The 17,228-nt window shown below is 44.1% G+C and carries 32 protein-coding genes; 30 read left to right on the forward strand and 2 right to left on the reverse strand.

Annotation, left to right across the window (positions count from 1 at the left end; genetic code table 11):
- Window positions 1–26 precede the first annotated feature (26 nt).
- A complete protein-coding gene (locus tag LVJ85_RS01810; RefSeq protein WP_244740972.1) occupies window positions 27–641 on the forward strand; it encodes a Type 1 glutamine amidotransferase-like domain-containing protein in 615 nt (204 codons plus the stop codon).
- Window positions 642–678: 37 nt separating this feature from the next.
- A complete protein-coding gene (locus tag LVJ85_RS01815; protein WP_244740976.1) occupies window positions 679–1,329 on the forward strand; it encodes a site-2 protease family protein in 651 nt (216 codons plus the stop codon).
- A 53-nt stretch (window positions 1,330–1,382) separates the two neighbouring features.
- On the opposite strand, the gene LVJ85_RS01820 is transcribed toward LVJ85_RS01815, so the two are convergent.
- Window positions 1,383–1,904, reverse strand: coding sequence for a gluconokinase (locus LVJ85_RS01820; RefSeq protein WP_244740978.1), 522 nt, complete (start codon window positions 1,902–1,904; stop codon window positions 1,383–1,385).
- 18 nt (window positions 1,905–1,922) lie between these two features.
- Window positions 1,923–3,308, reverse strand: a complete 1,386-nt coding sequence (locus LVJ85_RS01825) for a GntP family permease (protein ID WP_244740981.1) — start codon at window positions 3,306–3,308, stop codon at window positions 1,923–1,925.
- Window positions 3,309–3,747: 439 nt separating this feature from the next.
- Between LVJ85_RS01825 and rplC the strand changes: the two genes are divergently transcribed.
- The 28 genes from rplC to rplQ all read left to right on the forward strand — a co-directional run bounded on the left by rplC (window position 3,748) and on the right by rplQ (window position 17,197).
- Window positions 3,748–4,392 (forward strand): 50S ribosomal protein L3, encoded by a 645-nt coding sequence (gene rplC / locus LVJ85_RS01830; RefSeq protein ID WP_115135179.1) that lies wholly within the window; start codon window positions 3,748–3,750, stop codon window positions 4,390–4,392.
- Entirely contained in the window at window positions 4,392–5,012 is a 621-nt protein-coding gene (rplD, locus tag LVJ85_RS01835; protein ID WP_244740983.1) for a 50S ribosomal protein L4, read from the forward strand. The genes rplC and rplD overlap by 1 nt, the downstream gene beginning before the upstream one ends.
- Window positions 5,009–5,323 carry a 50S ribosomal protein L23 gene (rplW, locus tag LVJ85_RS01840; RefSeq protein WP_197697455.1) on the forward strand — a complete coding sequence of 105 codons (315 nt, stop codon included), beginning with the start codon at window positions 5,009–5,011 and terminating at the stop codon, window positions 5,321–5,323. Before rplD ends, rplW begins: the two co-directional genes overlap by 4 nt.
- Before the next feature lie 5 nt (window positions 5,324–5,328).
- Window positions 5,329–6,162: a 50S ribosomal protein L2 gene (gene rplB / locus LVJ85_RS01845; protein WP_085356006.1), complete on the forward strand. Its 834-nt coding sequence runs from the start codon at window positions 5,329–5,331 to the stop codon at window positions 6,160–6,162.
- 5 nt (window positions 6,163–6,167) lie between these two features.
- Window positions 6,168–6,446: a 30S ribosomal protein S19 gene (gene rpsS / locus LVJ85_RS01850; protein WP_002215422.1), complete on the forward strand. Its 279-nt coding sequence runs from the start codon at window positions 6,168–6,170 to the stop codon at window positions 6,444–6,446.
- Between the two features lie 8 nt (window positions 6,447–6,454).
- Entirely contained in the window at window positions 6,455–6,784 is a 330-nt protein-coding gene (gene rplV, locus LVJ85_RS01855; RefSeq protein ID WP_244740986.1) for a 50S ribosomal protein L22, read from the forward strand.
- A 9-nt stretch (window positions 6,785–6,793) separates the two neighbouring features.
- Window positions 6,794–7,495 (forward strand): 30S ribosomal protein S3, encoded by a 702-nt coding sequence (gene rpsC, locus LVJ85_RS01860; RefSeq protein WP_054599880.1) that lies wholly within the window; start codon window positions 6,794–6,796, stop codon window positions 7,493–7,495.
- Window positions 7,479–7,895 (forward strand): 50S ribosomal protein L16, encoded by a 417-nt coding sequence (gene rplP, locus LVJ85_RS01865; protein ID WP_054599881.1) that lies wholly within the window; start codon window positions 7,479–7,481, stop codon window positions 7,893–7,895. Before rpsC ends, rplP begins: the two co-directional genes overlap by 17 nt.
- Window positions 7,895–8,086: a 50S ribosomal protein L29 gene (rpmC, locus tag LVJ85_RS01870; protein ID WP_085363507.1), complete on the forward strand. Its 192-nt coding sequence runs from the start codon at window positions 7,895–7,897 to the stop codon at window positions 8,084–8,086. The genes rplP and rpmC overlap by 1 nt, the downstream gene beginning before the upstream one ends.
- Entirely contained in the window at window positions 8,086–8,349 is a 264-nt protein-coding gene (rpsQ, locus tag LVJ85_RS01875) for a 30S ribosomal protein S17 (RefSeq protein WP_085363508.1), read from the forward strand. The genes rpmC and rpsQ overlap by 1 nt, the downstream gene beginning before the upstream one ends.
- A 229-nt stretch (window positions 8,350–8,578) precedes the next feature.
- Complete coding sequence (rplN, locus tag LVJ85_RS01880) at window positions 8,579–8,947, forward strand: 50S ribosomal protein L14 (RefSeq protein WP_054599884.1); 369 nt, start codon at window positions 8,579–8,581, stop codon at window positions 8,945–8,947.
- Between the two features lie 12 nt (window positions 8,948–8,959).
- On the forward strand, window positions 8,960–9,283 hold the full coding sequence (rplX, locus tag LVJ85_RS01885; protein WP_085363509.1) for a 50S ribosomal protein L24: 324 nt from the start codon (window positions 8,960–8,962) through the stop codon (window positions 9,281–9,283).
- Between the two features lie 9 nt (window positions 9,284–9,292).
- Window positions 9,293–9,832 (forward strand): 50S ribosomal protein L5, encoded by a 540-nt coding sequence (rplE, locus tag LVJ85_RS01890; protein ID WP_085363510.1) that lies wholly within the window; start codon window positions 9,293–9,295, stop codon window positions 9,830–9,832.
- A 3-nt stretch (window positions 9,833–9,835) separates the two neighbouring features.
- A complete protein-coding gene (gene rpsN / locus LVJ85_RS01895) occupies window positions 9,836–10,141 on the forward strand; it encodes a 30S ribosomal protein S14 (protein ID WP_054599887.1) in 306 nt (101 codons plus the stop codon).
- A gap of 14 nt (window positions 10,142–10,155) precedes the next feature.
- Window positions 10,156–10,548, forward strand: coding sequence for a 30S ribosomal protein S8 (gene rpsH / locus LVJ85_RS01900; RefSeq protein WP_085363512.1), 393 nt, complete (start codon window positions 10,156–10,158; stop codon window positions 10,546–10,548).
- Between the two features lie 16 nt (window positions 10,549–10,564).
- Window positions 10,565–11,098, forward strand: coding sequence for a 50S ribosomal protein L6 (gene rplF, locus LVJ85_RS01905; protein ID WP_244740988.1), 534 nt, complete (start codon window positions 10,565–10,567; stop codon window positions 11,096–11,098).
- 14 nt (window positions 11,099–11,112) lie between these two features.
- Window positions 11,113–11,466 carry a 50S ribosomal protein L18 gene (rplR, locus tag LVJ85_RS01910; protein WP_085363514.1) on the forward strand — a complete coding sequence of 118 codons (354 nt, stop codon included), beginning with the start codon at window positions 11,113–11,115 and terminating at the stop codon, window positions 11,464–11,466.
- 18 nt (window positions 11,467–11,484) lie between these two features.
- Window positions 11,485–12,006 (forward strand): 30S ribosomal protein S5, encoded by a 522-nt coding sequence (gene rpsE, locus LVJ85_RS01915; protein ID WP_085363515.1) that lies wholly within the window; start codon window positions 11,485–11,487, stop codon window positions 12,004–12,006.
- On the forward strand, window positions 11,999–12,184 hold the full coding sequence (gene rpmD / locus LVJ85_RS01920) for a 50S ribosomal protein L30 (RefSeq protein WP_085363516.1): 186 nt from the start codon (window positions 11,999–12,001) through the stop codon (window positions 12,182–12,184). The genes rpsE and rpmD overlap by 8 nt, the downstream gene beginning before the upstream one ends.
- A gap of 2 nt (window positions 12,185–12,186) precedes the next feature.
- Window positions 12,187–12,621, forward strand: a complete 435-nt coding sequence (gene rplO / locus LVJ85_RS01925; RefSeq protein WP_085363569.1) for a 50S ribosomal protein L15 — start codon at window positions 12,187–12,189, stop codon at window positions 12,619–12,621.
- A gap of 13 nt (window positions 12,622–12,634) precedes the next feature.
- Window positions 12,635–13,948, forward strand: coding sequence for a preprotein translocase subunit SecY (gene secY, locus LVJ85_RS01930; protein WP_115135165.1), 1,314 nt, complete (start codon window positions 12,635–12,637; stop codon window positions 13,946–13,948).
- A gap of 11 nt (window positions 13,949–13,959) precedes the next feature.
- Window positions 13,960–14,178, forward strand: coding sequence for a translation initiation factor IF-1 (gene infA / locus LVJ85_RS01935; RefSeq protein WP_003684714.1), 219 nt, complete (start codon window positions 13,960–13,962; stop codon window positions 14,176–14,178).
- Window positions 14,179–14,192: 14 nt separating this feature from the next.
- Complete coding sequence (gene rpmJ / locus LVJ85_RS01940; protein ID WP_003697674.1) at window positions 14,193–14,306, forward strand: 50S ribosomal protein L36; 114 nt, start codon at window positions 14,193–14,195, stop codon at window positions 14,304–14,306.
- Between the two features lie 63 nt (window positions 14,307–14,369).
- Window positions 14,370–14,732 (forward strand): 30S ribosomal protein S13, encoded by a 363-nt coding sequence (rpsM, locus tag LVJ85_RS01945; RefSeq protein ID WP_054599894.1) that lies wholly within the window; start codon window positions 14,370–14,372, stop codon window positions 14,730–14,732.
- 19 nt (window positions 14,733–14,751) lie between these two features.
- Window positions 14,752–15,147, forward strand: a complete 396-nt coding sequence (gene rpsK / locus LVJ85_RS01950) for a 30S ribosomal protein S11 (RefSeq protein WP_054599895.1) — start codon at window positions 14,752–14,754, stop codon at window positions 15,145–15,147.
- Between the two features lie 18 nt (window positions 15,148–15,165).
- Window positions 15,166–15,786, forward strand: a complete 621-nt coding sequence (rpsD, locus tag LVJ85_RS01955) for a 30S ribosomal protein S4 (protein ID WP_115135161.1) — start codon at window positions 15,166–15,168, stop codon at window positions 15,784–15,786.
- A 25-nt stretch (window positions 15,787–15,811) separates the two neighbouring features.
- Window positions 15,812–16,798, forward strand: coding sequence for a DNA-directed RNA polymerase subunit alpha (gene rpoA, locus LVJ85_RS01960; RefSeq protein WP_115135159.1), 987 nt, complete (start codon window positions 15,812–15,814; stop codon window positions 16,796–16,798).
- A gap of 24 nt (window positions 16,799–16,822) precedes the next feature.
- Entirely contained in the window at window positions 16,823–17,197 is a 375-nt protein-coding gene (rplQ, locus tag LVJ85_RS01965) for a 50S ribosomal protein L17 (RefSeq protein ID WP_085363520.1), read from the forward strand.
- The last annotated feature ends 31 nt before the right edge of the window (window positions 17,198–17,228 follow it).

Below are 17,228 nucleotides of genomic sequence, written 5' to 3' on the forward strand. Positions count from 1 at the left end.
AAATCCATTATTGAGAAAAGCCGACGATGAAATTGTTTCTAAGCTCTTATTTTGCACAAACCTTTTCCCTGCTGCCGCCGTTTCTCAACGAACCGATGCAGGGAAAAACAGTCAGCTTTATTTCAACGGCAGCCGATGTGGAAACCGTCGATTTTTATGTGGAAGAAGCCCGCCAAGTTTGGCAGGCTTGGGGTGTGAAAATAGATGAAGTGGATGTGGCTGCGTTGGATGCGGAAAATATTGCGCGCAAATTGCGTGATAACGACTACATTTATGTCAGCGGCGGCAACACTTTTTATCTGTTGGCACAGCTTCGCGCGAAGCAGGCGGATACGGTGTTGGCGGATTTGATTGCTGCCGGCAAACCTTATATCGGCGAATCGGCGGGCAGCATGATTTTGGCAGGCGATTTGTCTTATGTGCATGAAATGGACGAAGTTACCCAAGCCGAATACGACACGCAACGCGGTTTGGGCATATTGAATGTTTGCCCGTTGCCGCACGATGGGGAAGTGCCTTTTGCGGAAATCACGCGAACCATCAAGGAAAAATATACGCATTTGCCGTTGCGCCCGCTCACCAATTCCCAAGCATTATTGATACAAGGCAGCGAGCCTGAAATGAACATTCAGGCCGTCTGAAAATTTCAGACGGCCCACACACTGAAAAAGGAAAAGCATGTTTCAAAATTTTGATTTAGGCGTATTTTTACTGGCATTGCTGCCGGTGCTGCTGGCGATTACCGTGCATGAGGCGGCGCACGGCTATGCGGCGCGTTACTGGGGCGACCGCACGGCCGAGCAGTTGGGGCGGTTGACGCTGAACCCGGTTGCGCATATTGATCCGGTCGGAACGATTCTGGTGCCGCTGCTGATGTTTATGTTTACGCCTTTTTTGTTTGGTTGGGCAAAACCCGTGCCGATTGTGCCGCGCAATTTCCGCAATATGCGCATGGGGCTGCGGATGGTGGCGATTGCCGGGCCGCTGTCGAATTTGGTGATGGCATTCGGCTGGGGCTTGGGCTTTGCTTTGGCGGCTTATGTGCCGGAATCGTTTCAATACCCCTTGTCGGAGATGTCGAAATACGGCGTGATGATTAATGCGGTGTTGTTTGTGCTGAACATGATTCCGATTCTGCCTTTGGACGGCGGCCGTTTTGTGGATAGTTTCCTGCCTGCGCGCGCTTCGATGCAGTTTCGTAAAATCGAACCTTACGGCACTTGGATTATTTTGATTTTGTTGATGACGGGGCTGCTGGGGAAAATCATGACGCCGTTCGTTTTCGGCATTATGGCGTTGGTCGGCTCTGTGGTGGGTGTGTTTGTTTAGATGTGGAATGATGAAGAAGGCCGTCTGAAAAGTTTCAGACGGCCTTTGTTTGATCAGAAGTGCTGCGCTTCAATCCAAGCCATGATTTCGGCCTGAACATCTTCCGCGTTGCCGGCATTGCAGATACGCACGCCGTTTTCATCGGCTTGCAGGTCTTCCAAAATTTCAAGCTGCGAAGCCAGCATATCCGCTTTCATATAGTGGCCTTTGCGCGCCATCATCCGTTCCAAGTTCACATCGTGCGGCGGGGCGAGGTGGAGGAACACCACTTTGCCTTCGGCTTCGCGCAGAATATCGCGATATTGGCGTTTCAAGGCCGAACACGTTACCACGCTGACGGTTTCGCCGTTGCGCGCCTGTTCACTCATCCAATCGCGCAGATTGCGCAGCCACGGATAGCGGTCTTCATCGGTAAGCGGAATGCCCGACCCCATTTTGTCGCGGTTGGCTTGCGAATGGAAATCGTCGCCCTCGGCATAAGAGCATCGGTAATGTTGTTGCAGGGCAACCGCCGCGGTGGTTTTGCCGCAGCCGCTCACGCCCATTACCACGAAATGCACGGTCGGTTTGTTCATTTCGACGCTCCTTTATCGTTACAACACGCTGAATGCCAAAGCCGACAAAGCAAAGCCGATAATGGCAATCAGGGTTTGGTTGACCGTCCACGTTTTCAGCGTGGTGGGCACATCCATATCCAGCAGGCGGCCCACCAGCCAGAAGCCGGAATCGTTGAAGTGGCTCACGCCCACCGAACCGGCGGCAGTAGCCAATACGATTGCGGCAAGCTGCCAGTCGCTGAAGCCGGCGGCGGCAACGGCGGGAGCCATCAGCGCGGCGGCGGTGGTTAAAGCCACGGTTGCCGAACCTTGCGCGATACGCAGAGCCAATGCCACCAAGAAGCAGCCCAGCAATACGGGAATACCCAGTTGCCCCATGCTGTCGGCCAAAGCCTGACCGATGCCGGAAGCACGCAGCACGCCGCCGAACATGCCGCCCGCACCGGTAATCAGAATCACCGAGCAAACGGGGCCGAGTGCGCCGTCGATGGTTTTTTCGAGTGCCGACGCTTTTTCGCCGCGCTTACGCCCCAGCACGAACATCGCAACCAATACCGAAATCAGCAGTGCAACCGGTGTCGAACCGATCATACGCAGGGTTTTCACCCATTCGGCGTTGCCGTCGACCATTTTTTCGGCAATCAACGTGGCCAAGCCGGTGTTGAGGAAAATCAGCAACATCGGAATCAGCATAATGCCGATAACCGTGCCGGCTCGGGCGGGCGTTTTGGGTTCGTCGCCATCCTGTTTGCCGCCGCTGAGCAAGTCCGGCACCGGCACATGAATGCGGCGGCCGAGAAACTGACCCAGCAGATAGCCGCTGAAATACCAAGTGATGAAAGCCAGCGGCAAACCGAGCAGCAGCACGTGGCCGATGCTGGCACCGTAAAATTCGGATGCGGCAATCGGGCCCGGATGCGGCGGCAGAAACACGTGCATCACCGAAAACGCGCCGATGGAAGCCAAGCCGTAGGGCAGAACCGGTGCTTTCATGCGGCGGGCGGTGGCAAACACAATCGGCAGCATCACCACCAAACCGGCATCAAAGAAAATCGGAAAACCGAAAATCAGCGAAGCCACGCCTAAGGCGAAAGGCGCGCGTTTCTCGCCGAACGCCCGCACCAAAGCATCGGCCAGCGATTGCGCCCCGCCCGACGTTTCCACCAAACGGCCGAGCATCGCGCCCAAACCCACCAGCAAGGCTACATTGCCGAGCGTGCCGCCGAAGCTTTTCACCAGTACGTCGCCCACAATATTGCCCATCGGCAGGCCGGTGGCGATTGCGGTAAGCAGGCTGACGATCATCAAGGTCAGCAGGGCGTGTACGCGGAATTTGATGATAAGCACCAAAATCAGCAGAATCGCCCCTGCCGCAATGCCGAGCAACTCGCCCGTGCCTAAAGTTTGGGTCCAGTTTTCCATTGTTTGAATCCTTTTGTCATTGAAGCGTTAAATTGTTAAATATTGGGATGTAAATATTGATTTGAAGGCAATTTTGAATAGTATTTATTTAAAAGGCTGCATATCCTCCGTCAGAAGGTTTGAGGCCGTCTGAAAAGCCATAATGAAAAATTTCATGAAGCTGATCGTTAATGCAAACGCTTTAGGTCTGTGTTCATCATTCATTATGCAGTAGCGATGCCATAGTGGTAAGAGAAAAAACAGGTGGATAAGTTCGGTTGATATGTAAATATATTGTTTCCTTTTTGGCAGCTTAAGTAGTTGCACTTAAATAAAGATTTTCTTGAGTTTTTTGAAAAAACTATGGTATAGTGCAGAGCTTGGCATTTGCCAAGTTTGTATTTTGTGCAAGGCCAATCAATCGTAATTGGCCCCTTTAATTTAAAAAAGGAAAATAATCATGACTTTAGGTCTGGTTGGGCGCAAAGTGGGTATGACCCGCGTGTTTAACGAACAGGGTGCTTCTGTTCCGGTAACCGTGTTGGATATGTCTGCTAACCGCGTCACTCAAGTGAAATCCAAAGATACCGACGGCTATACAGCAGTACAGGTTACCTTTGGTCAGAAAAAAGCAAATCGCATCAATAAAGCCGAAGCCGGTCACTTTGCAAAAGCAGGTGTTGAGGCAGGTCGCGGTTTGATTGAATTTGCTTTAACTGAAGAAAAGCTGGGCGAGCTGAAAGCCGGCGATCAAATCGCTGTTGATATGTTTGAAGCTGGTCAGCTGGTAGATGTAACCGGTACCTCAAAAGGTAAAGGTTTTTCTGGTACGATCAAACGCCACAATTTTGGTGCGCAACGTACTTCTCATGGTAACTCGCGTTCACACCGCGTTCCCGGTTCTATCGGTATGGCTCAAGATCCCGGTCGCGTATTCCCTGGTAAACGCATGGCCGGTCAATATGGTAACACCAAATCTACTGTTCAAAACTTGGAAGTGGTGCGTGTAGATGTTGAGCGTCAGCTGCTGCTGGTTAAGGGTGCTGTTCCCGGTGCGGTAAACAGTGATGTTGTGGTGCGTCCTAGCGTGAAAGTAGGTGCGTAATGGAATTAAAAGTAATTGATGCTAAAGGGCAAGTGTCGGGCAGCTTGGCTGCTTCTGATGCATTGTTTGCTCGTGAATACAATGAACCTTTGGTTCATCAGTTGGTTACTGCATTTTTGGCTAATGCCCGTTCAGGCAACCGTGCTCAAAAAACACGTGCAGAAGTTAACCACTCAACCAAAAAACCATGGCGTCAAAAAGGTACAGGCCGTGCCCGTTCAGGTATGACTTCTTCTCCGCTGTGGAGAAAAGGTGGCCGCGCGTTCCCTAACAAACCGGATGAGAACTTTACTCAAAAAGTAAACCGCAAAATGTACCGTGCCGGCATGGCAACCATTTTGTCTCAGTTGGTTCGTGACGAACGTTTGTTTGTTATTGAGACGCTTAACGCACAAACGCCTAAGACCAAAGAATTTGCTGAGCAAGTGAAAAGCTTGGGTCTGGAGCAAGTTTTGTTTGTAACTAAGCAGTTGGATGAAAATGTTTATTTGGCTTCGCGCAACCTGCCTAATGTGCTGGTTTTGGAAGCTCAGCAAATTGATCCGTATAGCTTGCTGCGTTACAAAAAAGTAGTCATCACTAAAGAAGCAGTAGCGCAGTTAGAGGAGCAATGGGTATGAATCAACAACGTTTAACACAAGTGATTTTGGCTCCTGTTGTTTCTGAGAAAAGTAACCTGTTGGCAGAAAAACGCAATCAGATGACTTTCAAAGTATTGCCTAATGCAACTAAACAGGAAATTAAGGCTGCTGTGGAGTTTTTGTTTGGTGTAGAAGTTGCTTCTGTGACTACTGTTACCACTAAAGGTAAAACCAAACGCTTCGGTCGTACCATCGGTCGCCGCAGTGATGTTAAAAAAGCTTATGTAAGCTTGGCTGCCGGGCAGGAATTAGATTTGGAAGCCGCTGCTGCAGCTGCAGATAAGGAATAAGTGACATGGCTATTGTAAAAATGAAGCCAACCTCTGCTGGTCGCCGCGGCATGGTTCGTGTAACCACTGAAGGTTTGCATAAAGGTGCTCCATACGCTGCACTGCTGGAAAAGAAAAACTCTACTGCTGGTCGCAATAATAATGGTCATATTACTACCCGTCACAAAGGCGGTGGGCATAAACACCATTATCGTATCGTAGACTTCAAGCGTAATAAAGACGGCATCCCTGCCAAAGTAGAGCGAATCGAATACGATCCAAACCGTACTGCGCATATCGCCTTGTTATGCTATGCAGATGGTGAGCGTCGTTACATTATTGCTCCGCGTGGCATTAAAGCTGGTGCGGTATTGGTTTCTGGTGCTGAATCCGCGATTAAAGTAGGTAATACTCTTCCTATTCGTAATATTCCCGTTGGTACCACAATTCACTGTATTGAGATGAAGCCAGGTAAAGGTGCGCAAATTGCACGTTCTGCCGGTGCATCTGCCGTACTGTTGGCCAAAGAAGGAATCTATGCTCAAGTACGTTTGCGTTCAGGTGAAGTTCGCAAGATTCATGTAGATTGCCGTGCTACTATTGGTGAAGTTGGCAATGAAGAGCAAAGCCTGAAGAAAATCGGTAAAGCTGGTGCAAACCGCTGGCGCGGTATTCGTCCGACTGTTCGAGGTGTTGTAATGAACCCTGTAGATCACCCGCATGGTGGTGGTGAAGGACGCACTGGTGAAGCTCGCGAACCTGTTAGCCCATGGGGTACACCTTCTAAAGGCTACCGTACTCGTAACAATAAACGCACGGACAATATGATTGTTCGCCGCCGTTACTCAAATAAAGGTTAATTAATATGGCTCGTTCATTGAAAAAAGGTCCATATGTAGACCTGCATTTGCTGAAAAAAGTAGATGCGGCTCGTGCAAGCAATGATAAGCGCCCGATCAAAACTTGGTCGCGTCGTTCTACTATTTTGCCTGATTTTATCGGTTTAACCATCGCTGTGCATAACGGACGTACTCATGTCCCTGTATTTATCAGTGATAATATGGTTGGTCATAAATTGGGTGAGTTCTCATTGACCCGTACCTTTAAAGGCCATTTGGCTGATAAAAAGGCTAAAAAGAAATAAGGTGAATCATGAGAGTAAGTGCACAATATAAAAATGCCCGTATCTCTGCACAAAAGGCTCGTTTGGTCGCAGATTTAATTCGTGGTAAAGACGTTGCCCAAGCTTTAAATATCTTGGCATTTAGCCCTAAAAAAGGCGCTGAGCTTGTTAAGAAAGTGCTGGAATCTGCAATTGCAAATGCAGAGCATAACGAAGGTGCTGATATTGACGAGTTAAAAGTGGTAACCATTTTTGTTGACAAAGGTCCGAGTTTGAAACGTTTTCAAGCTCGTGCCAAAGGTCGTGGTAACCGCATTGAAAAACAAACTTGTCACATTAATGTGACAGTAGGTAATTAAGGAAAAGCTATGGGACAAAAGATTAATCCTACCGGCTTTCGCTTGGCGGTAACTAAAGACTGGTCTTCAAAATGGTTTGCTAAAAGTAGCGATTTCCCTACTGTTTTGAAGCAAGATATTGATGTTCGTGAGTATTTACGTAAGCGTTTGGCGAATGCCTCAGTAGGTCGTGTAGTGATTGAGCGTCCTGCAAAATCTGCCCGCATTACCATTCACTCAGCTCGTCCTGGCGTTGTGATCGGCAGAAAGGGCGAAGATATCGAAGTTCTGAAACGTGATTTGCAAAAATTGATGGGTGTGCCGGTTCATGTAAATATTGAAGAAATTCGTAAACCTGAATTGGATGCTCAAATTATTGCTGATGGTATTGCACAACAGCTTGAAAAGCGTGTTCAATTTCGCCGTGCTATGAAGCGTGCAATGCAAAATGCCATGCGTGTTGGAGCTAAAGGTATCAAAATTATGACCTCTGGCCGTCTGAATGGTGCCGATATTGCTCGTAGCGAATGGTATCGTGAAGGCCGTGTGCCTTTGCATACTTTACGTGCAAATGTTGATTATGCTACCAGTGAAGCTCATACAACCTATGGTGTGTTGGGTTTGAAAGTTTGGGTTTATACAGGCGAAGGTAACGAAAAAGTTTCTCAAGCTAAACCTGAGCAAGAAAAAAGACAAAGAAAGGTAGGAGGCCGTCATGCTGCAGCCAACTAGACTTAAATATCGAAAACAGCATAAAGGCCGTAACACCGGTATTGCTACTCGAGGAAACAAAGTAAGCTTTGGTGAGTTTGGCTTAAAAGCGGTTGGTCGTGGTCGTCTGACTGCGCGCCAAATTGAGGCTGCCCGTCGTACAATGACCCGTCACATTAAGCGCGGTGGTCGAATTTGGATTCGAGTGTTTCCTGATAAACCGATTACATCTAAACCTGCAGAAGTTCGTATGGGTGGCGGTAAAGGTTCTCCTGAGTATTACGTTGCCGAAATCCAACCGGGTAAAATGTTGTATGAAATGGATGGAGTTCCAGAGGCCTTGGCTCGTGAAGCATTTGAGCTTGCTTCTGCTAAACTGCCGATTCCGACAGTATTCGTAGTAAGACAGGTAGGTCAATAATGAAAGCGAATGAATTAAAAGACAAATCGGTTGAGCAATTAAACGCAGATTTGCTTGATTTGCTAAAAACCCAGTTTGGCCTGCGTATGCAAAATGCTACTGGTCAATTAGGTAAACCGAGTGAATTAAAACGAGTACGTCGCGAAATTGCCCGTATTAAAACCATTTTAACTGAAAAAGGTGCTAAGTAATGAGCGAATCAAAAAATGTTCGTACTTTGCAAGGCAAAGTGGTTAGCGACAAAATGGATAAGACAGTAACCGTTTTGGTGGAGCGTAAAGTAAAGCACCCCTTGTATGGTAAAATTATCCGCCGCTCGACCAAAATTCATGCTCATGACGAGCAAAATCAATATGGCATTGGAGATGTGGTTGTGATTGAAGAAACTCGTCCTCTGTCAAAAACTAAATCTTGGGTTGTTAAAGAGTTGGTGGAAAAAGCACGCTCTGTTTAAAATTTAATACAGTAATGCTTAAAAAAGAAACGAAGTCTTGCATCGATGGAAATTTGCATGTAAACTTCGTTTCTTATCTTTCAGTTTCTCTTTGAGAGCTTCTTCCCTTCGGGATCCAAGACTGGTTTACTAGAACCTATGTAGGTTTCAGTTTGGTAGGCACAAAATCTAATATTGTGTGGACTGGCTGAAAGAGGTAGATTAAGTTGGTTTTTTAAAAGGTAATAAAATGATTCAAATGCAGACCATTTTAGATGTGGCTGATAACTCTGGTGCGCGTCGTGTAATGTGTATCAAGGTTTTAGGCGGATCTAAACGTCGTTATGCTTCGGTTGGCGACATTATTAAAGTTGCAGTTAAGGATGCGGCTCCGCGTGGTCGTGTGAAAAAGGGTGATGTATTTAATGCTGTTGTGGTTCGTACTGCAAAAGGCGTACGTCGTCCTGATGGTGCACTGATTAAATTTGATAATAATGCGGCCGTTTTGTTGAATAATAAGCTTGAGCCTTTAGGTACCCGTATTTTTGGTCCGGTTACTCGTGAGCTGCGTACGGAGCGATTTATGAAAATTGTTTCATTGGCACCTGAGGTATTATAAGGAATAACGGCGATGAATAAAATTATTAAAGGTGACCAAGTAATTGTGATTGCTGGTAAAGATAAAGGCAAGCAAGGTCAGGTTGTAAAGGTTTTGGGTGATAAGGTTGTTGTTGAAGGTGTTAACGTTGTTAAGCGTCATCAAAAGCCGAATCCTATGCGTGGTATTGAGGGTGGCATCGTTGTGAAAAATATGCCTTTGGCTATTTCTAATGTTGCTGTTTTCAATCCTGAAACAAATAAAGCTGATCGTGTTGGCGTCAAATTGGTTGAGAGCGATGGCAGGGTAAAGCGTGTCCGCTTCTTCAAGTCTAATGGCTCTATCATTGGGGCATAAGGAGATAACATGGCTCGTTTGAGAGAGTTTTATAACAGTACTGTGGTTCCGGAATTGATGAAGCAATTTGGTTATAAATCAATTATGGAAGTGCCTCGTATTGAGAAAATTACGTTGAATATGGGTGTTGGCGAAGCTGTTGCTGATAAAAAAGTGATGGAACATGCTGTTGCTGATTTGGAAAAAATTGCTGGTCAAAAGCCGGTAGTTACTGTTGCCCGTAAGTCAATTGCTGGTTTTAAGATTCGTGATAACTATCCAGTGGGTTGTAAAGTTACTTTGCGTCGTGATCAAATGTTTGAATTTTTGGATCGTTTGGTTACTATTGCTTTGCCTCGTGTACGTGATTTTCGGGGCGTTAGTGGTAAATCTTTTGATGGTAGCGGTAACTACAATATGGGTGTGCGTGAGCAAATCATTTTCCCGGAAATTGAATATGACAAAATTGATGCTTTGCGTGGTTTGAATATTACTATCACAACAACCGCTAAGACTGATGAGGAAGCAAAAGCTTTGTTATCATTGTTTAAGTTTCCGTTTAAAGGATAATTCATGGCTAAAAAAGCACTTATCAATCGCGAATTAAAACGCGTTGCTCTGGCGAAAAAATATGCCGCTAAGCGTGAGGCTATTTTTGCTATTATTAATGATTCAAATGCTTCGGATGAAGAGCGCTTTGAGGCTCGTTTGAAACTTCAAGCAATTCCTCGTAATGCTGCGCCTGTGCGTCAGCGTCGTCGCTGTGCTCTTACAGGTCGTCCTCGTGGGACCTTCCGTAAGTTCGGTTTGGGTCGTATTAAAATCCGTGAAATTGCTATGCGTGGCGAGATTCCGGGTGTTGTTAAAGCTAGCTGGTAATAGGAGTAATAACTATGAGTATGCATGATCCTATTTCCGATATGTTGACTCGTATCCGAAATGCACAGCGTGCAAACAAAGTTGCCGTTTCTATGCCTTCTTCTAAATTGAAATGCGCCATTGCTAAAGTATTAAAAGAAGAAGGGTATATTGAAGATTTTACAGTTTCAAATGACTTGAAACCTGTTTTGGAAATTCAATTAAAATATTATGCAGGCCGCCCTGTTATTGAGCAGATTAAGCGTGTATCACGTCCTGGTTTGCGTATTTATAAAGCCTCAAATGAAATACCTAGCGTAATGAATGGCTTGGGTGTTGCTATTGTAAGCACTTCTAAGGGTGTAATGACAGATCGTAAAGCTCGCTCCGAAGGTGTTGGTGGTGAGTTGTTGTGTATTGTTGCCTAAGTAGGAGATTTTTAAGATGTCACGCGTAGCTAAAAATCCAGTGACTGTTCCTGCTGGGGTTGAAGTGAAATTTGGAACAGATTCCATTATAGTTAAGGGTAAAAACGGTGAGTTATCCTTGCCTTTGTCTGCTGATGTTGCAATTGAATTGACCGATGGTCAATTGACTTTTGCTGCAAAGAACGACAGTAAGCAGGCGAATGCCATGTCTGGTACCGTTCGCGCTTTAGTTAATAATATGGTTAAAGGTGTTTCTGAAGGCTTTGAGAAAAAATTACAGCTTATTGGTGTAGGTTATCGCGCTCAAGCTCAAGGCAAGGTATTAAATCTTTCTTTAGGTTTTTCTCATCCTGTTGTTCATGAAATGCCTGAAGGTGTTTCAGTGCAAACGCCAAGTCAAACAGAGATTATTTTGACAGGTGCGGATAAACAAGTTGTTGGCCAAGTTGCTGCGGAAATTCGTGCATATCGCTCGCCTGAGCCTTATAAAGGTAAAGGTGTTCGCTATGTTGGGGAAGCAGTAGTAATGAAAGAAGCCAAGAAAAAATAATTGAGGTTTTCCTAATGAATAAACATGTAACCCGACTGCGTCGTGCTCGTAAAACACGTGCTCGTATCGCAGATTTAAAAATGGTTAGATTGTGCGTATTCCGTTCAAACAGCCATATTTATGCACAAGTTATTAGTGCTGAAGGTGATAAAGTTTTGGCTCAAGCTTCAACTTTAGAGGCAGAAGTGCGCAATGACCTGAAATCAGGCGGTAATATTGAAGCAGCTGCAATTGTAGGTAAGCGAATTGCTGAAAAAGCTAAAGCTGTTGGTGTTGATAAAGTTGCTTTTGATCGTTCTGGTTTTCAATATCATGGCCGCGTGAAGGCTTTGGCTGAAGCTGCACGTGAAAATGGCTTAAGCTTTTAAAAGATTTGGAGATTTCAAATGGCAAAACATGAAATTGAAGAGCGCGGCGACGGCTTAATTGAAAAAATGGTAGCTGTAAATCGTGTAACAAAAGTAGTTAAAGGTGGCCGCATCATGGCTTTTTCAGCTTTAACTGTGGTTGGTGATGGAGATGGCCGTATTGGTATGGGCAAGGGAAAATCAAAAGAAGTTCCTGTGGCTGTGCAAAAAGCGATGGATCAAGCTCGTCGTTCAATGATTAAGATACCATTGAAAAATGGCACAATTCATCATGAAGTAATCGGAAAGCATGGCGCTACTCGTGTATTTATGCAGCCTGCTAAAGAGGGTAGCGGTGTTAAAGCTGGTGGTCCGATGCGCTTAGTATTTGACGCAATGGGTATTCATAACATTTCTGCAAAAGTACACGGTTCTACAAACCCTTACAATATTGTACGTGCTACTTTAGACGGCCTATCAAAATTATACACTCCTGCTGATATTGCTGCTAAACGTGGTTTGACTGTTGAAGATATTTTGGGAGCCAATAGTAATGACTGAGCAAAAGAAAATTAAAGTAACTTTGGCAAAAAGTTTAATTGGTACTATCCAGTCTCATCGAGCTTGTGCGCGTGGGTTAGGCTTACGTCATCGTGAACATACCGTTGAGGTTTTGGACACTCCTGAAAATCGTGGCATGATTAATAAGATCAGCTATCTATTAAAAGTGGAGTCTTAATGATGTTTTTAAATACTATTCAACCTGCTGAAGGCTCAACTCATTCTAAACGACGTGTGGGTCGTGGTATTGGTAGTGGTTTAGGCAAAACTGGCGGGCGTGGTCACAAGGGCCAAAAAAGCCGTTCGGGTGGCTTCCATAAAGTAGGTTTTGAAGGTGGACAAATGCCATTGCAACGCCGCCTGCCTAAGCGTGGTTTTAAATCTTTATCAACTGCCAAAAATGCAGAAGTTAGTTTGAATGAGTTGTCATTGATTGCAGTTGATGTAATTGATTTGCTAACTTTAAAACAGGCTGGCTTGGTTGATTCACGCGCCCAAAATGTTAAAGTGATTGCTTCTGGCGAGATTCAAAAAGCAATTGTTTTAAAAGGTGTTAAGGTTACGGCAGGTGCGAAAGCAGCGATTGAAGCTGCTGGTGGAAAAATTGAAGAATAAGGCTTGGATTTAAGTGGCTAATCAACTATCTTCATTAGTGCTGAAAAAGTACGGTGATCTTAAGCAGCGATTATTATTTTTGCTTGGAGCATTAATTGTATTTCGTATTGGTGCTCATATACCCGTACCAGGTGTTGATGCAGTTGCTTTAGCTAAGCTATACGAAAGCGCAAGCAGCGGCATCTTGGGTATGTTAAATATGTTCTCAGGAGGTTCGCTGGAGCGCTTTAGTATTTTTGCTATTGGGATTATGCCTTATATTTCTGCGTCAATTATTGTTCAATTGGCGTCTGAAATCCTTCCTTCGTTGAAGGCTCTTAAAAAGGAAGGTGAGTCAGGAAGAAAAATCATTACTAAATACACTCGTTATGGTACGGTAATTTTAGCATTGCTTCAAAGTTTTGGCGTGGCCACTTTTGTTTATCAGCAAAATGTTGTAGTTACTTCCCAATTTGAGTTTTATGTTTCAACTGTTATTTGCTTGGTAACCGGAACTATGTTCTTAATGTGGTTAGGGGAGCAGATGACTGAGCGAGGTATAGGTAATGGGATTTCTCTAATTATTACCGCTGGTATAGTATCTGGTATTCCATCTGGTATAGCACAATTACTGACCTTGACTAACCAGGGGTCAATGAGTGTGCTAATGGCAATTTCTATTGTGCTTGGCTCACTAATATTAATTTATGCTGTCGTATATTTTGAAAGCGCACAGCGAAAAATACCAATTCATTATGCTAAACGCCAGTTTGGGAATAGGATTGTGCAAGGGCAGAGTACTCATATGCCTTTTAAATTAAATATGGCTGGAGTAATTCCTCCTATTTTTGCTTCGAGTATTATATTGTTCCCTGCAACTTTAGTGGGTTGGTTCGGCTCAGCAGACTCAAGTGGTTGGTTAAGTAAATTAGCTACTTTGTTACAACATGGTCAGCCTATTTATATTGTTTTGTTTGCAAGCACTATAATATTCTTTTGTTATTTTTATACGGCTTTGGTATTTAGTCCAAAAGAGATGGCTGAGAATTTAAAAAAGAGCGGTGCTTTTGTACCTGGTATTAGGCCTGGCGAGCAAACTTCAAGATATCTGGAGAAAGTTGTATTGCGTTTAACTTTTTTTGGTGCCTTGTATATTACTATTATTTGTTTAATTCCTGAGTTTTTAACAACAGCTTTAAACGTACCTTTTTATTTAGGTGGAACTTCATTGTTGATTTTGGTTGTTGTTACAATGGATTTTAATACCCAGATTGCTTCGTATAGAATGACTCATCAATATGAACATCTGATTCAAAAAACTGATATAAAATCACTATCACGTCACTAAATAAAAGAAATATGGCTAAAGAAGACACTATACAAATGCAAGGTGAGATATTGGAAACTTTGCCTAATGCAACTTTTAAAGTAAAGCTTGAGAATGATCATGTTGTTCTAGGACATATCTCTGGAAAAATGCGAATGCACTATATTCGTATTTCTCCTGGTGATAAAGTTACTGTTGAGCTTACTCCATATGATTTGACTCGTGCACGTATAGTGTTTCGAGCTAGATAAAGAAAGGAAATAAAATGCGTGTACAACCTTCTGTAAAGAAAATTTGCCGTAACTGCAAAATTATTCGTCGTAATCGTGTAGTGCGTGTAATTTGTACTGATCCCCGTCACAAGCAACGTCAAGGTTGAGTATTTTTACTTGAAAATGATTTTGTGGTATAGTGACAAAATTTTGCCCTTAAAGGAAATGATATGGCTCGTATTGCAGGGGTGAATATCCCTAACCATGCCCATATCGTAATTGGCCTTCAGGCTATTTACGGTATTGGTTCTACTCGTGCTAAATTGATTTGCGAAGCTGCTAACATTACACCTAGCACCAAAGTAAAAGATTTAGATGAGTCGCAATTAGAAGCATTGCGTGAGCAAGTTTCTAAGTTTGAAGTTGAAGGCGATTTGCGTCGTGAAGTGACAATGAGTATTAAGCGCTTGATGGACATGGGCTGCTACCGTGGCTTCAGACATCGTCGTGGTTTGCCTTGTCGTGGGCAGCGTACTCGTACAAATGCCCGTACCCGTAAAGGTCCGCGTAAAGCAATTGCCGGTAAAAAATAATTTTTGAGGATTTTAATTAATGGCTAAAGCAAACACAGCTTCACGTGTACGTAAAAAAATACGTAAAACCGTAAGTGAAGGTATTGTGCATGTACATGCATCTTTTAACAATACCATCATTACTATTACTGACCGTCAAGGAAATGCATTATCTTGGGCTACCTCTGGCGGTGCGGGTTTTAAAGGTTCACGTAAAAGTACACCTTTTGCTGCTCAAGTGGCAGCAGAGGCCGCTGGTAAAGTTGCCCAAGAGTATGGCGTTAAAAATTTAGAGGTTCGTATTAAAGGTCCTGGCCCGGGTCGTGAATCTTCAGTTCGTGCGCTCAACGCTCTTGGTTTTAAAATTACTAGTATTACTGACGTTACCCCGTTGCCTCATAACGGTTGCCGTCCACCTAAAAAACGTCGTATTTAAGATTGGAGTGATTGAAATATGGCACGTTATATTGGCCCTAAATGTAAATTGGCGCGCAGAGAAGGCACAGATTTATTCTTGAAAAGCGCAAGACGTTCTTTAGAATCTAAATGTAAAATGGATTCTGCTCCTGGTCAGCATGGTGCAAAGAAGCCTCGCTTGTCAGATTACGGTTTGCAATTGCGTGAAAAGCAAAAAATCCGTCGAATCTATGGTGTATTGGAGCGTCAATTCCGTCGTTATTTTGCGGAAGCTGCACGACGCAAAGGTTCTACAGGTGAATTGCTTCTGCAACTTTTAGAGTCTCGTTTGGATAATGTTGTATATAGAATGGGTTTTGGCTCTACTCGCGCAGAAGCCCGCCAACTCGTTTCTCACAAAGCAATCGTAGTGAATGGTCAAGTTGTTAATATTCCGTCTTATCAAGTTAAGGCTGGTGATGTTGTCAGCATCCGTGAAAAAGCTAAAAAGCAAGTCCGTATCCAAGAAGCTTTGGGCTTAGCCACTCAAATTGGCTTGCCAAGTTGGGTTTCGGTTGATGTGAATAAAATGGAAGGTGTATTTAAAAATATGCCTGATCGCTCAGAATTGACTGGCGATATTAATGAACAGCTGGTGGTAGAATTCTATTCTAAATAATGCTAGCTCAGTGAGGGACAGTTAAATGCAAAATAGCACTTCCGAATTTTTGAAACCTCGTCAAATTGATGTTGATACTTTATCTGCAACCCGCGCTAAGGTATCTATGCAGCCATTTGAGCGTGGTTTCGGTCACACTCTTGGTAATGCTTTGCGTCGTATCTTACTGTCATCCATGAATGGTTTTGCACCTACTGAAGTAGTTATTTCGGGTGTGTTACACGAGTACTCCACTGTGGACGGTGTTCAAGAGGATGTTGTTGACATCCTCTTGAACCTGAAAGGTGTAGTATTCAAATTGCACGGAAGAAACTCTGTTCAGTTGTCTCTGAAAAAGTCTGGTGCTGGAGTCGTGCTGGCAAGTGATATTAGCTTGCCTCATGATGTTGAAATCATTAACCCTGAGCATGTGATTTGTCATTTGTCTGATAATGGTCAGATTGAAATGGAAATCAAAGTTGAGCAGGGACGTGGTTATCAATCTGTTTCCGGTCGTCGTACAGTACGTGATGAGAGTAAGCAGATTGGTGCAATTCAATTGGATGCGAGCTTTTCGCCCATCAGTCGTGTTAGCTTTGAAGTTGAACCCGCGCGCGTAGAGCAGCGTACGGATTTAGATCGTTTGGTTTTGGATATTGAAACCGATGGTTCTATTGATCCCGAAGAGGCTGTACGCAGTGCGGCACGTATTTTAATTGATCAAATGTCTATTTTTGCAGATTTGCAAGGAACACCTGTCGAAGAAGTAGAAGAAAAAGCTCCTCCGATCGATCCTGTATTGCTGCGCCCAGTAGATGATTTGGAATTAACTGTACGCTCAGCTAACTGCCTGAAAGCTGAAGATATTTATTATATTGGTGATTTGATTCAGCGTACTGAAACCGAGCTTCTCAAAACGCCTAATTTAGGTCGTAAGTCTTTAAATGAAATTAAAGAAGTACTAGCTTCCAAGGGTTTAACTTTGGGTTCTAAATTAGAAGCTTGGCCGCCGGTGGGTTTGGAAAAGCCGTAAGTTTGAATATTAAAGGATTATGACATGCGTCATCGTAATGGCAACCGTAAATTAAATCGTACTAGCAGCCATCGTGCTGCAATGTTACGTAACATGGCAAATTCTCTGTTGAGCCATGAGACTATTGTAACGACTTTACCTAAGGCTAAAGAACTACGCCGTGTGGTAGAGCCATTGATTACTTTGGGAAAAAAACCTTCATTGGCTAATCGCCGTTTAGCTTTTAACCGTACTCGCGATCGTGATGTAGTTGTTAAGTTGTTTGATGATCTGGGTCCTCGTTTTGCTAATCGTAACGGTGGTTATGTGCGCATTTTGAAGTATGGCTTCCGCAAAGGTGATAATGCTCCATTAGCTTTGGTAGAGTTGGTTGAAAAAGCTGAAGTTTCAGCTGAATAATTTAATAAACTGATTCTGCTTTAATTGGAAT

It is taken from the genome of Neisseria sp. Dent CA1/247 (genome assembly GCF_022870825.1).
Taxonomy (GTDB): Bacteria; Pseudomonadota; Gammaproteobacteria; order Burkholderiales; family Neisseriaceae; genus Neisseria; species Neisseria zoodegmatis.